Source organism: Streptomyces sp. NPDC001717 (assembly GCF_042892775.1).
GTDB lineage: Bacteria > Actinomycetota > Actinomycetes > Streptomycetales > Streptomycetaceae > Streptomyces.
In genome coordinates, this window is sequence record NZ_JBIAUK010000019.1 from 43006 (window position 1) to 55336 (window position 12331).

15 protein-coding genes are annotated in these 12331 nt (G+C 72.0%); 8 read left to right on the top strand and 7 right to left on the bottom strand.

What is annotated here, in order from left to right; translation table 11 throughout:
- Window positions 1-143: 143 nt before the first annotated feature.
- Window positions 144-413 (bottom strand): hypothetical protein, encoded by a 270-nt coding sequence (locus ACFYZL_RS26185; protein WP_384747496.1) that lies wholly within the window; start codon window positions 411-413, stop codon window positions 144-146.
- Window positions 414-673: 260 nt separating this feature from the next.
- Between ACFYZL_RS26185 and ACFYZL_RS26190 the strand changes: the two genes are divergently transcribed.
- Genes ACFYZL_RS26190 through ACFYZL_RS26215 form a run of 6 tightly spaced genes read left to right on the top strand, consistent with a single transcriptional unit; the run spans window position 674 to window position 6148 of the window.
- Complete coding sequence (locus ACFYZL_RS26190) at window positions 674-2299, top strand: ATP-binding protein (RefSeq protein WP_388682272.1); 1626 nt, start codon at window positions 674-676, stop codon at window positions 2297-2299.
- Entirely contained in the window at window positions 2296-2697 is a 402-nt protein-coding gene (locus ACFYZL_RS26195) for a roadblock/LC7 domain-containing protein (protein ID WP_384747501.1), read from the top strand. The genes ACFYZL_RS26190 and ACFYZL_RS26195 overlap by 4 nt, the downstream gene beginning before the upstream one ends.
- Complete coding sequence (locus tag ACFYZL_RS26200) at window positions 2694-3050, top strand: DUF742 domain-containing protein (protein WP_388682275.1); 357 nt, start codon at window positions 2694-2696, stop codon at window positions 3048-3050. The genes ACFYZL_RS26195 and ACFYZL_RS26200 overlap by 4 nt, the downstream gene beginning before the upstream one ends.
- Window positions 3031-3669 carry an ATP/GTP-binding protein gene (locus ACFYZL_RS26205; protein WP_384747507.1) on the top strand — a complete coding sequence of 213 codons (639 nt, stop codon included), beginning with the start codon at window positions 3031-3033 and terminating at the stop codon, window positions 3667-3669. Before ACFYZL_RS26200 ends, ACFYZL_RS26205 begins: the two co-directional genes overlap by 20 nt.
- Window positions 3666-4895 (top strand): cytochrome P450, encoded by a 1230-nt coding sequence (locus ACFYZL_RS26210; protein WP_388682278.1) that lies wholly within the window; start codon window positions 3666-3668, stop codon window positions 4893-4895. Before ACFYZL_RS26205 ends, ACFYZL_RS26210 begins: the two co-directional genes overlap by 4 nt.
- Window positions 4892-6148, top strand: a complete 1257-nt coding sequence (locus tag ACFYZL_RS26215; protein ID WP_388682280.1) for a cytochrome P450 — start codon at window positions 4892-4894, stop codon at window positions 6146-6148. Before ACFYZL_RS26210 ends, ACFYZL_RS26215 begins: the two co-directional genes overlap by 4 nt.
- A 76-nt stretch (window positions 6149-6224) precedes the next feature.
- Here the strand turns inward: ACFYZL_RS26215 and ACFYZL_RS26220 are convergent, their stop codons facing one another.
- Window positions 6225-6734, bottom strand: coding sequence for a hypothetical protein (locus ACFYZL_RS26220; RefSeq protein ID WP_384747516.1), 510 nt, complete (start codon window positions 6732-6734; stop codon window positions 6225-6227).
- 104 nt (window positions 6735-6838) lie between these two features.
- On the opposite strand from ACFYZL_RS26220, the gene ACFYZL_RS26225 reads away from it, so the two are divergent.
- Window positions 6839-6994 (top strand): hypothetical protein, encoded by a 156-nt coding sequence (locus ACFYZL_RS26225; protein WP_388682283.1) that lies wholly within the window; start codon window positions 6839-6841, stop codon window positions 6992-6994.
- A gap of 3 nt (window positions 6995-6997) precedes the next feature.
- On the opposite strand, the gene ACFYZL_RS26230 is transcribed toward ACFYZL_RS26225, so the two are convergent.
- From ACFYZL_RS26230 to ACFYZL_RS26240, 3 genes are all read right to left on the bottom strand, one after another.
- Window positions 6998-7270, bottom strand: a complete 273-nt coding sequence (locus ACFYZL_RS26230) for a hypothetical protein (protein WP_388682286.1) — start codon at window positions 7268-7270, stop codon at window positions 6998-7000.
- Between the two features lie 190 nt (window positions 7271-7460).
- Window positions 7461-8111 carry a DUF4360 domain-containing protein gene (locus ACFYZL_RS26235; protein ID WP_384747524.1) on the bottom strand — a complete coding sequence of 217 codons (651 nt, stop codon included), beginning with the start codon at window positions 8109-8111 and terminating at the stop codon, window positions 7461-7463.
- Window positions 8112-8348: 237 nt separating this feature from the next.
- A complete protein-coding gene (locus ACFYZL_RS26240) occupies window positions 8349-9125 on the bottom strand; it encodes an ATP-grasp domain-containing protein (RefSeq protein ID WP_384747537.1) in 777 nt (258 codons plus the stop codon).
- Between the two features lie 204 nt (window positions 9126-9329).
- Between ACFYZL_RS26240 and ACFYZL_RS26245 the strand changes: the two genes are divergently transcribed.
- Window positions 9330-10454: an FUSC family protein gene (locus ACFYZL_RS26245; RefSeq protein WP_384747527.1), complete on the top strand. Its 1125-nt coding sequence runs from the start codon at window positions 9330-9332 to the stop codon at window positions 10452-10454.
- A 136-nt stretch (window positions 10455-10590) separates the two neighbouring features.
- Here the strand turns inward: ACFYZL_RS26245 and ACFYZL_RS26250 are convergent, their stop codons facing one another.
- The gene (locus ACFYZL_RS26250; protein WP_388682290.1) at window positions 10591-10785 is read right to left on the bottom strand and encodes an antitoxin; all 195 of its coding nucleotides are present in this window, start codon (window positions 10783-10785) and stop codon (window positions 10591-10593) included.
- 111 nt (window positions 10786-10896) lie between these two features.
- Window positions 10897-12261 (bottom strand): glycosyl hydrolase family 28-related protein, encoded by a 1365-nt coding sequence (locus ACFYZL_RS26255; protein ID WP_384745159.1) that lies wholly within the window; start codon window positions 12259-12261, stop codon window positions 10897-10899.
- Window positions 12262-12331: the final 70 nt, after the last annotated feature.

Consider the following 12331-nt stretch of genomic DNA (forward strand, 5'->3'; position numbering starts at 1 on the left):
GGGTCGTCGTACCGGGCGCTGCGGGTCGGGTTGCACCGGGGTGGCGGGCGCCAGGACCCGCTCGCACTCCTCGCGGTCCGTCGTCAGCCACGCGACCTCGCCCTCGTCGGTGACGAAGACGACCGGCTGCCCGTCGTGGCGGATCAGCCGTCGGTTCCGGGCACCGCACAGCCGGCCCGGCCGCTCTCCCATGCGCGCGGCGACGAAGGCGAGTCGGCCGGCTCGACGGTCGGGTTGCCGATGAGCAGTTCGGAGCCGTCCTCCAGCGCGAAGCGCAGCTTGTGATCCGATCGCATCCGCACCGTGCCGTCCACCGTGCCGAACGTGGTGTGGTCGTTCCGGCGGGCCGCCACGAGCCGTGCCCGTACGGCGGGCAACGCCGACCCGGTGGCCACCGCCCCGAGGATGACCACGTCCGGCACGGGACGGCAGGCCGCCCGTGAGGGGGCCGCCGCCTCTCCCCCACTTCGGTCGGGCCCTCGCCGTCGCCGGATCGGTCCGATCGGTGAGACGCGAACGGCCGGTTGCGGGCGGGTAGTCGGGCCGCTCGGTCATTCGTGGGCATCCATTTGATCAACAGTATTCCTAATTGATCGACAACTCACTTATAGTGACCTCTCGTTAACGGCTGGAACCTGCCCTTCCCTTTGCGTCCGTACTGAGAGTCTGGTTGATGTCGGCGTCACCCACCCCCTTCCGCCCTTCCGTGATCGCCCTGCTGCTGACGGCAGTCGGCGGCGGCACGCTCGCCACGGCGGCGGTGGCCGCGGCGCCCACCGGAGTCCAGGCGCCCCTCGGCTGGTTCGCCGGCTTCGGCGTGCTGCTGCTGGCCGCCGCCGCGTTCGCGGTCTCCTGGTACAGCCGCACCGCGCGCGAGCACCGATCGCATGCCGAGTCGCTCGCCCGGGAGCTCGCTTCCCGCGACGCGTACCTCGCCCACGTCACCCACGAGGCGGGCCGTGAGGCCGGCGCCCGGCAGCAGCAGCACGCGGCCGAGACCGCCGCCCTGGAGGCCGCCCGTACCGAGGCGGTCGAAAGGCTCACCAGGGAGCACGCGGAGCGGACCGCCGAGCTGGTGCGTGCGGGCGAGACCGGAGCGGCCCGGCTGGAGGCCGACCTGCGCCGCGCCGAGTCGGGCCGGGCCGCCGCCCTGGCGGCGGCCGCCAATGCCGCCGGTCGCATGCAGGCACTGGCCACGAGCATGCTCGCCGACCTGCGCGACATGGAGCACCGGCACGCCGACGAGGACGTCCTCGCGGACCTGCTGCACCTGGACCACCGCACCGCCCAGGCCGGCCGGCTGGCCGACTCCGTGGCCGTGCTGACCGGCGCGCGGTCCGGACGCCGCTGGGCCCGACCCATCGTCATGGAGTCGGTGCTGCGCGGGGCGATGGGCCGGATCGGGGGCTACCAGCGGGTGCGGCTGCACTCCACCAGCGAGGCCGCCGTCGCGGGGCACGCCGCCGAGGGCGTGATGCACGCGCTGGCCGAACTCATGGACAACGCCGCGAACTTCTCCCCGCCGAGCGCCGAGGTCCACGTGTACGTGGAGGAGGTCCCGGCCGGGGTCATCATCACCGTGGAAGACAGCGGTCTGGTCATGAGCGACGTGCAACTGCGTCGGGCCGAGGCCGCCGTCGGCTCGGACCCGCAGGACCTGGCCGGTCTGTCCGGGACCCGGCTCGGCCTGGCCGTCGTGGGCCGCCTGGCGCGCAAGTACGGCCTGACGGTGTCCTTCCGGCCGTCCGCCCGCGGCGGTACCGGTGCGCTGATGCTGATCCCGCAGGACCTGATCAGCCGCACCCCGGCCGTGACGCCGGCCGCACCCACGGTGGCCCTGCCTCCCGGGCCCGCCCGCGCGGTCCCGGCGCCGGGTGAGGCTCCGGGACAGCTGCCCTCCCGTACGGGCCGCCGCGACCAGGACCGAGACCAGGACCGGGCCCCCGTCCGCATCCCGGCCGCCCGGACCGCCCCGGAGTCCGGCGGCGAGCCGGAAGCGGTCCACGACGGGCCCGGTGAGGGCGACGGCCTGCCCGTCGACGGCGCCCTCCCCCGGCGCAAGAGGGGCCGCACCATGGCCGCGGCCCACCCCGACGGTCCCGAGGCCACCGCCCGGGCCGCCGCGCAGACCCCGAGGTCCGGTGCGGCCGCCGGATCGGTGGCCCGCTTCGGCAGCTTCCGCCAGGCGGTCCGGGGCACCGGCCAGACCGCACCCGACGCGCCCGAATCCGAGCCGCTCGTACCCCCGCACGAGCCGGCAACCCCGAACCCCCCGCACCCGGAAGGCAATACCCGATGACCGGCACCACCACCGACGAGACGCTCAGCTGGCTCCTGGAGAACCTCCTGGAGCGCACCCCCGACGCCCGGCACGCCCTGGTCCTGTCCCGGGACGGACTCAAGCTGTGCCGGACCTCCGGGCTGTCGGTCGACCAGGCCGACCAGCTCGCCGCGATCGCCGCGGGCATCCAGAGCCTCTCGCACGGCGCCTCGGTCGAGTTCGGCGACGGCACCGGCGGCGTCCGCTCCGCGATGGCCGAGTTCTACGGCGGCATCCTGTTCATCGTGGAGGCCGGAGAGGGCGCCCACGTCGCACTCGTCGCCGACGAGGAGGCCGACGCCGGAATCGTCGGCCACAACATGGCCGAACTGGTGGAGCAGTTGGGCGAGCACCTGGTCGCGAGGCCCAGGGGATGAGCCGCGGCAGGCCGGGCCGGGACGACTCCCCGGACCGGCTCTACACCCTCACCGGCGGCCGCAGCAGCTCCGGTTCGGACGCGTTCGACCTGGTCACCCTGGTGCTCGCCGAGTGCGATCCGGTGCCGGGCATGCAGTCCGAGCACTCCGCGATCCTGCGCCTGTGCCGTTTCCCGACGGCCGTCGTGGAGGTCGCCGCGGAGCTCGGTCTGCCCGTGTCCATCGTCCGGATCCTGCTCGCCGACCTGCACGGCACCGGGCGGATCAGCGCCCGGCACCCGCGTGCCACCGCCCACAGCCTTCTCGACCCCGACATCCTGGAGCAGGTGCTCGTTGGACTCCGCAACCTCTGAACAGCCCGCACAGCGCCTGACCCTGCACAGCACCGCCGACAACGGTCTGAAGATCGTCGTCGTGGGCGGGTTCGGAGTCGGCAAGACCACCCTGGTCCGCTCGGTCAGCGAGATCCGCCCGCTGAACACCGAGGAGACCATGACCCAGGCGGGTCAAGCCGTCGACCGCACCGAGGGCATCGCCGGGAAGTCCACCACCACCGTCGCCTTCGACTTCGGCCGGATCTCCCTCGACGCCCACAACGTCCTCTACCTGTTCGGGGCGCCCGGCCAGGAACGGTTCTGGTTCCTGTGGGACCGGCTGTTCGCCGGCACCCTCGGCGCCGTGGTCCTCGTCGACACCCGCCGGCTCGCCGACTCCTGGTACGCCATCGACCGCCTGGAGCACCACGGCACGCCCTTCCTCGTCGCCTGCAACGACTTCGGCGGCCCGACGCACACCCCGGAGGAGGTCCGCGACGCCCTCGACCTCGCCGAGGACGTACCGCTGGTGTTCTGCGACGCCCGCTCCAGGGAGTCCAGCAAGCAGGTGCTGATCTCCCTCGTCGAACACCTGCGGACCGTCGCCGCCCGCCCCCCGCAGCCGATCCAGCAGAAGACCCCGGAGCCCGCCCCGTGACCACCCCCGAGCCGCAGCCCGTCCCACTGAGCGGCCCCCGGTTCCAGACCGACCCCCAGGACCTGTACCGGCAGATGCGCCGCGACCACGGCCCGGTCGCCCCCGTCGTCCTGGACGGCGGCATACCGGCCTGGCTGGTCCTCGGCTACCGGGAGCTGCACCAGGTCACCAGTGACCCCGCGCTGTTCTCCCGCGACTCCGGGCTCTGGAACCAGTGGGAGCACATCCCCGCCGACTGGCCCCTGCTGCCCATGATCGGCCGCGACCAGCCGTCGATCCTGTACACCGTCGGCGAACGCCACGGGCAGCGCGCCGCGGTGGTCTCCGGCGCGCTGGAGGCGATGGACCCCTTCGGCCTCAAGGCCCGTACGGAGCGCTTCGCCGACGAGCTCATCGACGGGCTGTGCGGCAAGGGCTCCTGCGACATCGTCGCCGAGTACGCGATGCTCCTGCCGCTGCGGGTGCTCGCCAGCATCTTCGGATTCCCGGACGAGCAGGGTCCCGGCCTGGTCACCGCCATGAACGACATGATCAACGGTCAGGAACGGGCCCTGGAGGGGCAGGCCCACATCAGCGCCGCCATGGGCGATCTGCTCGCCGCCAAGTCGGAGGCCCCCGGTGACGACGTGGTGTCCCGGATGCTCGCCAACCGGTCGGGCTTCACCCCCGTCGAGGTCGCCCAGGACCTGATGGTGATGCTGGCCGCGGGCCACCAGCCCACCGCCGACTGGATCGGCAACTCGCTGCGGCTGATGCTCACCGACGACCGGTTCGCGGCCTCCCTGGCCGGCGGCCGGCACAGCGTCGCGGAGGCCATGAACGAGGTGCTGTGGGAGGACACCCCGACGCAGAACGTGGCCGGTCGCTGGGCCTCCCGTGACACCCGGCTCGGCGGGCGCGGAATCGCCGCCGGTGACCTGGTGCTGCTCGGCCTGGCCGCCGCCAACGCCGACCCGCACGTGCGGACCGACGGCGGCGCCCTCACCGGCGGCAACAACGCCTTCTTCTCCTTCGGCCACGGCGAGCACCGCTGCCCCTTCCCGGCCCAGGAGATCGCCGAGACCATCGCCCGCACCGGTATCGAGGTCCTCCTCGACCGGCTGCCCGACATGGACCTCGCGGTGCCCGCGCAGGACCTCGCCCGTCGCCCGTCGCCGTGGCTGCGCGGTCTCACCGCCCTCCCCGTGACCTACACCCCGACACCCGCCCTTGGAGCCACCCGATGACGTGCCCCTTCGACCACACCGCCGCCGCCGGCGGGGCCGATGCCGACGCCCCGATCGCGCTGGACCCCTTCGTCACCGACCTGGACGGCGAGAGCGCCCGGCTGCGCGCGGCCGGTCCGCTCGCCCGCGTGGTGCTGCCCGGTGGCGTCGCCTGCTACGCCGTCACCCGGCAGGCCGAGACGCGCAAGCTCCTGACCGACCCCCGGCTGGTCAAGGACATCGACGTCTGGGGCGCCTGGCAGCGCGGCGAGATACCCCTCGACTGGCCGCTGATCGGTCTGGCCAACCCGGGCCGGTCCATGCTGACCGTCGACGGCGAGGACCACCGCCGTCTGCGCACGCTGGTCGCGCAGGCGCTGACCGCCCGCCGGGTGGAACGGCTGCGGTCGGACATCGAGGCGCTGACGGAGGGCATGCTGGACCGGCTGGCCGAGCTCCCGGCGGGCGGAACGGTCGACCTGAAGGCGGAGTTCGCGTACCCGCTGCCGATGAACGTGATCGCCGGGCTGATGGGCGTCGACGCGGCCGACCTGCCGCAGATGAAGGCCCTGTTCGACAAGTTCTTCTCCACGCAGACTCCGCCGCAGGAGGTGCTGCAGGTACTGGGCGACCTCGGCGTCCTGTTCCGCCGCATCATCGAGGAGCGGCGCGCCGAGCCCGGCGACGACCTGACCAGCGCGCTGCTGGCGGCCGCCGAGAACGGCGACCGGCTCACCGCCGAGGAGATCCAGAACACCCTCCAGTTGATGGTCGCCGCCGGTCACGAGACCACCATCAGCCTGATCGTCAACGCGGTGGTGGCCCTGGAGACCCACCCGGAGCAGCGGGCCCTGGTACTCAAGGGCGAGGTGCCGTGGGAGAACGTGATCGAGGAGACGCTGCGCTGGTCGACCCCGACCTCGCACGTGCTGATCCGGTTCGCCACCGAGGACATCGAGGTCGGGGACCGGGTGCTGCCCAAGGGTGAGGGCCTGATCGTGTCCTTCGGCGCGATCGGCCGGGACGAGGAGCAGTTCGGCGAGAACGCCGACGCGTTCGACGTCACCCGGACCCCGAACCGGCACATCTCCTTCGGGCACGGCCCGCACGTCTGCCCGGGCGCGGCCCTGTCGCGGCTGGAGGCGGGCGTGGCCCTGCCTGCCCTGTACGCGCGCTTCCCGGGGCTGCGCCTCGCGGTCTCCCGCGAAGAGCTCCGCAACAAGCCCGTGGTCACCCAGAACGACCTGTTCGACCTCCCGGTGGTCCTGGCCTGACGGCGCCGGCGTCACGTGACGGCGTCGACCGGCAACCGCCGGTCGGCGCCGTCCCGTGTACGGGCCGGACGGGGCGTCAGTGGCCGGCGGCGGCCTTGACCACCGCGACAGCCGTCCCGATCGCCGCGTCGATCGCGCCCGCGAGCAGCGCGAACGCCGTACCCCCGCCCATGCGGATGCCTCCGTAGCACCCCCACGCGAACAGGGTGGCGACGTTGACCGCGGCCGCCGTGTACAACGCCGTGTCCAGCTCGATCACTCCCAGTGCCGAGACGCCGATCAGAATGAGCGGCCCCACCGCGGACAGCAGCAGCGGGCTGCTGACGAAGAGCATCGCGCGCAGTTCCCGCCCCCGTGCGAGGGCGCCGTGCGTCACTCGATGAGCCTGCTGATCGGCGACCAGCGAGGCGAGCCACAGGCCCACCGCGGCGGTCGCGACCGTCGCCGAGGCTCCGACGACGTCCAGATGGCTTCCGCCGGCAAGCCCGATCACGACGGAGATCATCGTGATCGTCGCGTAGAGCCGCTCCTTGAGATGGGCCGCGGCCATTGCCGTGCCCGCTGCGTCCGTCACGTGCTCCGCCACGGAACCCACCGTAGGACGCGGTCGCCGCGGACACCCGGAACAACACCCGGCGCGGGACCGGCGGACCGCCGGTGCGAGCTGCGGTACTGATGAGGATCTCGGTGATGTCGACGGCTCACGTACGGGAGTTCGCGCGCGAATCGAGGAGGTGGGCGGTGCTGGTACAGGTGGACTGGAACGCGATCACGGCGGGGGCGGTCCCGGGTGATCTGCTGAGGTTCCGGCCCGAGGCGGCAGCGCGGATCCATGCTCTGACGTGACGACTAGTCGTCGGCGTCCCACTGTTCCTGCACCCAGGTCAGCTGCTCGTCGCTCAGCGGGGGGTCGAATCCTGCCAGGAACATCAGCATCAGCGGCTGCGGCCACATGTTCTCCGGCCCGTGCTCGTCGCAGTGCAGGGCGATGAGATGCGGCCCGTCCCCGCAGGACTCGTGCCGGTAGGGGCGGTCATGCGTCCGGCAGACGTATCCGAAGCGCCGACAGTCGTCCTCGTCGGTCGGCTCGTGGAAGCCGGGATCGCGAAGGATCGTGGTCACCGGCTCCTGCCGGTTGAACCTGGGGATGGGCCGGGGGTCACACCACAGCAGTCGGGGAGGCATCACGCGCCCATCCTGCCCCGAGGCCGACCGGCGGCGAACGTCGGGCCGTCGACCGCCGATGTCAACCGGTCACGGCTGCGGCTCCTCGGATCGGGCGGGGGCTCGGCGCGCCCCCGCCCGATGGACGTCAGGTCGCGGGGCACTCCCGCCAGGCCAGGTGGTACACGGTGCTGATGTCGCCGTCGGTGGAGTCCATGGTCATGTAGCTGGTGGACTCGGGTGCCGAGGTGCCCTTGCGTACGCGGAGTTCGGTGTTGATGTTGAAGTTTCGCTGCACCCCGCAGGGTGCCCACACCAGCTGCGCCCAGTCGGTCGAGTCGGTGGCCTGCCAGTTGTCGTCGTACAGACCGTTGAAGGTGTGTTCCCGGGCGGCGGTCTGCGGTGAGCCCTGGAAGTAGTACGAGGCCTTCGTGGTGCTGCTCGCGCCGGGGGCGAGCGAAGCGTAGCCGCGGTAGTCCGCACTGGCGATCGCGTAGGTGAAGCCGTGGGGCACGTGCACGATGAGGTTGAGCTGGCAGTTCTTGCGCGCGGCGGTAGGCGGTGCGCCCGCGCCGACCTGGGCGATGTACTGGCTGTAGGTCACCGTGAAGGCGGTGTTGTCCTGGGACACGGCGACCGCTGCCGTGTCCTTGGGGCATCCGGACCCGTTGACCGTCGCCACGTCGATGACGATCCGGTCCGGCGGCGGGTCCGTGATCGCCGAGGGGCCGTGCTGGGCGGGCAGGGCCGTTGCGAGCAGCAGGCCTATCGCGCCGCTCGCCAGAAAACCTCCGGCCATGATTCTCCAATCCGCTGCTTCGGAAACCGGGCGCCACTGGGCCGCGGTCTGGGTCACGCGGGGTGGGGGCACAACAGCCGGCGGAGGCCGAGTCGGGCTGTCATGGCGGTTGCCATGGGACTGCGAGGAGGCATCTGCGTCATGTTCATGACAAACATGGCGGTCCGCGGGGCCGGACAGCGACATCGTAGGATCCGGTCCCGGGTCGGGCCAGCACGCAGTTCGGCCATTCGTCCCTCAGGGGAGCCTCGCGTCCCGCTGCTGACCGAAAGTGCGCGACGCGGCGGGGGTGTCCTCGACGCTCCGGCAGAACCTGCGGTCCCGCTCCGCCATCCGTGTCCGCGGGCCGGCGGACCGCAGGACGACGTCCAGGGCCCGGTCGGGATCCGAGGCGTAGCTGTTGCTGAACCACGCCATGTTGGCCTCGACCACCGCCCACCGGTCGGCGGCGCCGTCCTCGGGTGCGGCCAGGAGCCCGACGTCCACCACCACCGCGCCGGGCAGGCCATCGCCGCACGTGGCCAGCAGGTCGTCCGCGAACTCCCGGACAGCGCCCTCACGGCGGTGTCCCTCCAGCGGCTCGGCGTCGAGATGGCCGAAGGTGGCGTACTGCGAACCCGTACGGACCTCGCCGTCCAGGACGTACAGACGGAACTCCGCCGCCCAGGTCACCACGTCGCCGACCTGCACCGGCACCTCCGGTGAAAGCTCAGGCCCCGTCGGGAGGCGTCCGCCGTCGGCGTAGACGGCGGCGGGGAAGCTCTTGTCACTCGGCGGCTTCACGAACGCCGGTCGGGACAGACGGCGCGCCTCCCCCAGGGTCGCCATGGCGATGCGCCGTCGGGTGTACTCGTAGGGCAATGCGACCAGCCAGTCGTCAGCCGGCTCCAAGAGCGCGACCTCTAGGGCGTCCACGACACGCGCCGCGAAAGCGGGGCCGCCGTAGTAGTGGCCACCGCGCCTCCCCGCGGCAGTGCCCGCACCACCATGGGCGGGGAGTACTTCCACATCCATCCCCCGCCGGTGCGCCGACGCCGAGAGCAACTCGGACGTGGTGGTGTATTGCGGCGCCAACGCCAGGAATCCATGCTTCGTCACGGTCGTCGACGATGCCATCGGTTCGGCCGGACAGTCCAACGCATTCGAACCCGCCCTTCGCGGTCAACCGGCCGCACCGGTACACCGTTTCCCCGGCGACCCCTCACTAGGATGTCCGTCATGTCCGGTCTGGTCGCCGTTCCGTACGTGTTCACCCCCGTCAGCCGGCTGCGGTCCGCCGCGCGGCTGGTCCTGTGCGCGGCCGTGTCCTGGTACCTCTGTCTGTGGTGGGGCACGAGCACGACCCCCGTTCCCGCCGCGCTCCCGGCGGTCCTGATCCTGCGGGAGGACGTGTACGCCTGGCCGCGGCTGGGGTGGGAGCGTCTCGCCGGGGTGGTCGTGGGCGTGGTGCTGAGCACCGTCCTGCTGCACTGGGTGACGGATCCGGCGTGGTCCTTCCCGCTCGTGCTGCTCTGCGGCTGTGCCGGGATGTACCTGCTGGGGCGGCCCGGTTCACCCAACCAACAGGTGCTCATCACGGCGCTCATGGTCTACGCGACGGCGGTCCCCGGGTACCCCCTGGCGCGACTGGAGGAGAGCCTCGTCGGCATCGCCGTGGTCGTCCTCCTCGGGCCGCTGCTGTGGCCTCCGGACCCCTACCGGTCCGCCGCCGAGGGACTGGACGGCCATCGGATCGCGGTGGGGGAACTCCTGAGCGGGATCACCGGCGCACTGGAGCGGGGCGCGGCGGCCCCCGACCCCGCGGCGGCGGTGGCGCCGGTCTCGCTGCCGGAGCGGGCGGGCCTCTGGCTGCGCCCGCAGGCGTGCCGGGACGCCTTCGACCGTGCGGCGGCCGGCCGGTCCCTGCTGCGCCGCCGGGCCGGCAGCCCGCCGGACGGACTCGACGGACGCCTGGTCCTGGCATCCCGTACGGCCCTGACCCTCCAGTACTTCACCGAGGAGCTCGGTGAACGGACGCGGCACGGCAGCCGCGCCGCGCCCACCGGACCCGCCGCGGACGGTACGCCCGATCCGGCCCTCCACGCCCTCGCACCCCTGGTCCGGGTCACCGCCGATGCCCTGGACGCCGCGCTGCTCGGCAGCGACTTCGCCGAGCTCCTCGACCGGGCCCGCGCCCTCGACCTCGCCCACCGCAGGGCCCACCCCGGCCGGCACGACGCGGTGCTGAGGGCCGGACTCCACCTGACCCACGAAGCCCTCGCCGACCACCTCCGCCTCCGCGCCGCCGGGCGGGGGGATCCGGACGGCAGCGAACCCACCAGGTCCGACCGGCCGCCGGCATGACCGACGCCCGACCTCCGTGGGGGGGGAGGCCGGGCGGAAGCGGAGGGCGTGGAACGGGCTGGTCCGCCGGAAAGCGACTCACCGGCCGACCTGCCCGTTCCACGCCCTCCGTGCCTTCGGCGGCCCTGGCGTTCCGTTACTGCCGAGGCGGCTGGTTGTGTCCCGGCTCCTCGCCCAGTTGTTCCTTGAGCTTCTCCTGGGCCATGTCGACCTGACCGCTGTATTTGCCCTGGGTCTTCCCGTCGACGAAGTCACCGGCCTTGTCGATGCCCTGCGACGCCTGATCCTCGTGACCCTTCAGCATCTGCTTGAGCTTGTCCAGCACAGACATCCTGGCCTCCTCGCCATGGCTTCAGAACCTCCTCCAGGGTCACGGCTCATCTCACAAACCGCATCCGCTGCGCTCTGACCAGCGGATATGGAAGAGGTGCAGGCGTCGGTGTCACGCGTTGAGCGCCGACCAGAGCCACTGGCCGCCGACGCGGACGTAGAGCCGCTTGTTCACGGAGTCCACGGCCATGGTGCCGTCCAGGGGCTGGCGGGTGAAGGAGGCGTCGGTGACCGGGCCGGGCACCAGCCGCAGGGGCGGGTTCGGCGCGTTCTTGACGGGAATCGTTCCGGTCGCCTGGGCGCCGAGGGTGCCGTAGCTGTTCTCCACCCGGAAGTCGCCGGTCGACGACTGCTCGTAGTAGATGTGGGTGCCGGTGGGCGCGGTGGCGTAGAGCCCGACGACGTTGCGCAGCACGGCGGTGGAGTTCGGGCCCGAGTAGAGCGCGACGCCCGCGTTGACGGTGGCCTTGTCCCGGTTGGCGATGACCACGTTCTCCAGCGCACTGGCACTGGCCGCCCAACTGATGATGTTCCGGGCGGTGGCCGGGGTGCCCGCCGCGAAGTCACCGGCGTAGCAGTAGATGTTGGTGGCGTAGATGTGCCGGCAGCCCGCGTCGGTCTTCAGGTGGGGGCCGCCCTGCATGCGGGAGGTCTCGAACTTGCAGTCGGTGATGTAGACGCCGTTGGGGTTGTTGGTGGTGACGGCGCCCTGGCCGATCCACAGCGCGCCGGTGCCGAAGGCCTCCAGGCGGCAGCCGATGAAGTGGATCTGGTTGATGTTGTCCTTGCTGTGGCCCCAGGCGCCCTCGGTGGCGGAGGAGGCGTTGCGCAGCCAGATGTTGGGCTGGGTCGTGCTGGCGGTGGTGCCGGTGCAGTCCTCGATGACCAGGTTGTAGAAGCGGGAGTCCCAGAACTCCACGGCGTCGATGCACATGTCCTTGTTGGAGGTCATGAAGACGTCGCGGAAGTAGGAGTTGTTGTTGTAGTAGAGCTCCAGCAGGAGGCCGGTTTTGCCGTTGCCGTTGAAGCCGAGGTTCTCGACGGAGCAGTAGCGGCGGTGGGTGGCGCCGGTGGAGTAGGCCGCTCCGGTGCCGGACATCCGGAGCAGGATGCCGTCGCCGCCCTTGACCAGCATGGAGGCCTTGGCTCCGGCGCCCGACAGGCGGATGCCGTCGGCCTTGACGGCGAGGGCCGGTGCGCCGGATACGGGCTTGACCAGGTACTTCCCGACGGGGAAGTACACGGTGCCGCCGCCCGCCGCGGCCGCGGCGTCGAGTGCGCGCTGGACGGCGGCGGTGTCGTCGGCGGAGCCGTCGCCGACCGCGCCGTGGGCCTTGACGTCGAACCAGTCCGGCGTTCCCGCGGCCGCGGTCGCCGCGGCGGCCGTGCCTCCGCCGGATATCAGCGCGGTCCCGGTGAGTCCGGCCACGGCTCCCGTCAGCAGTGCACGGCGGGCGGTCTTCGGCTGTTCGGTCATGGTCTCCCCCTTGTGATGACGGACAACGGAGATGATCTTGCCATCCGACAGTGACAGTGCCTGCCGGGAC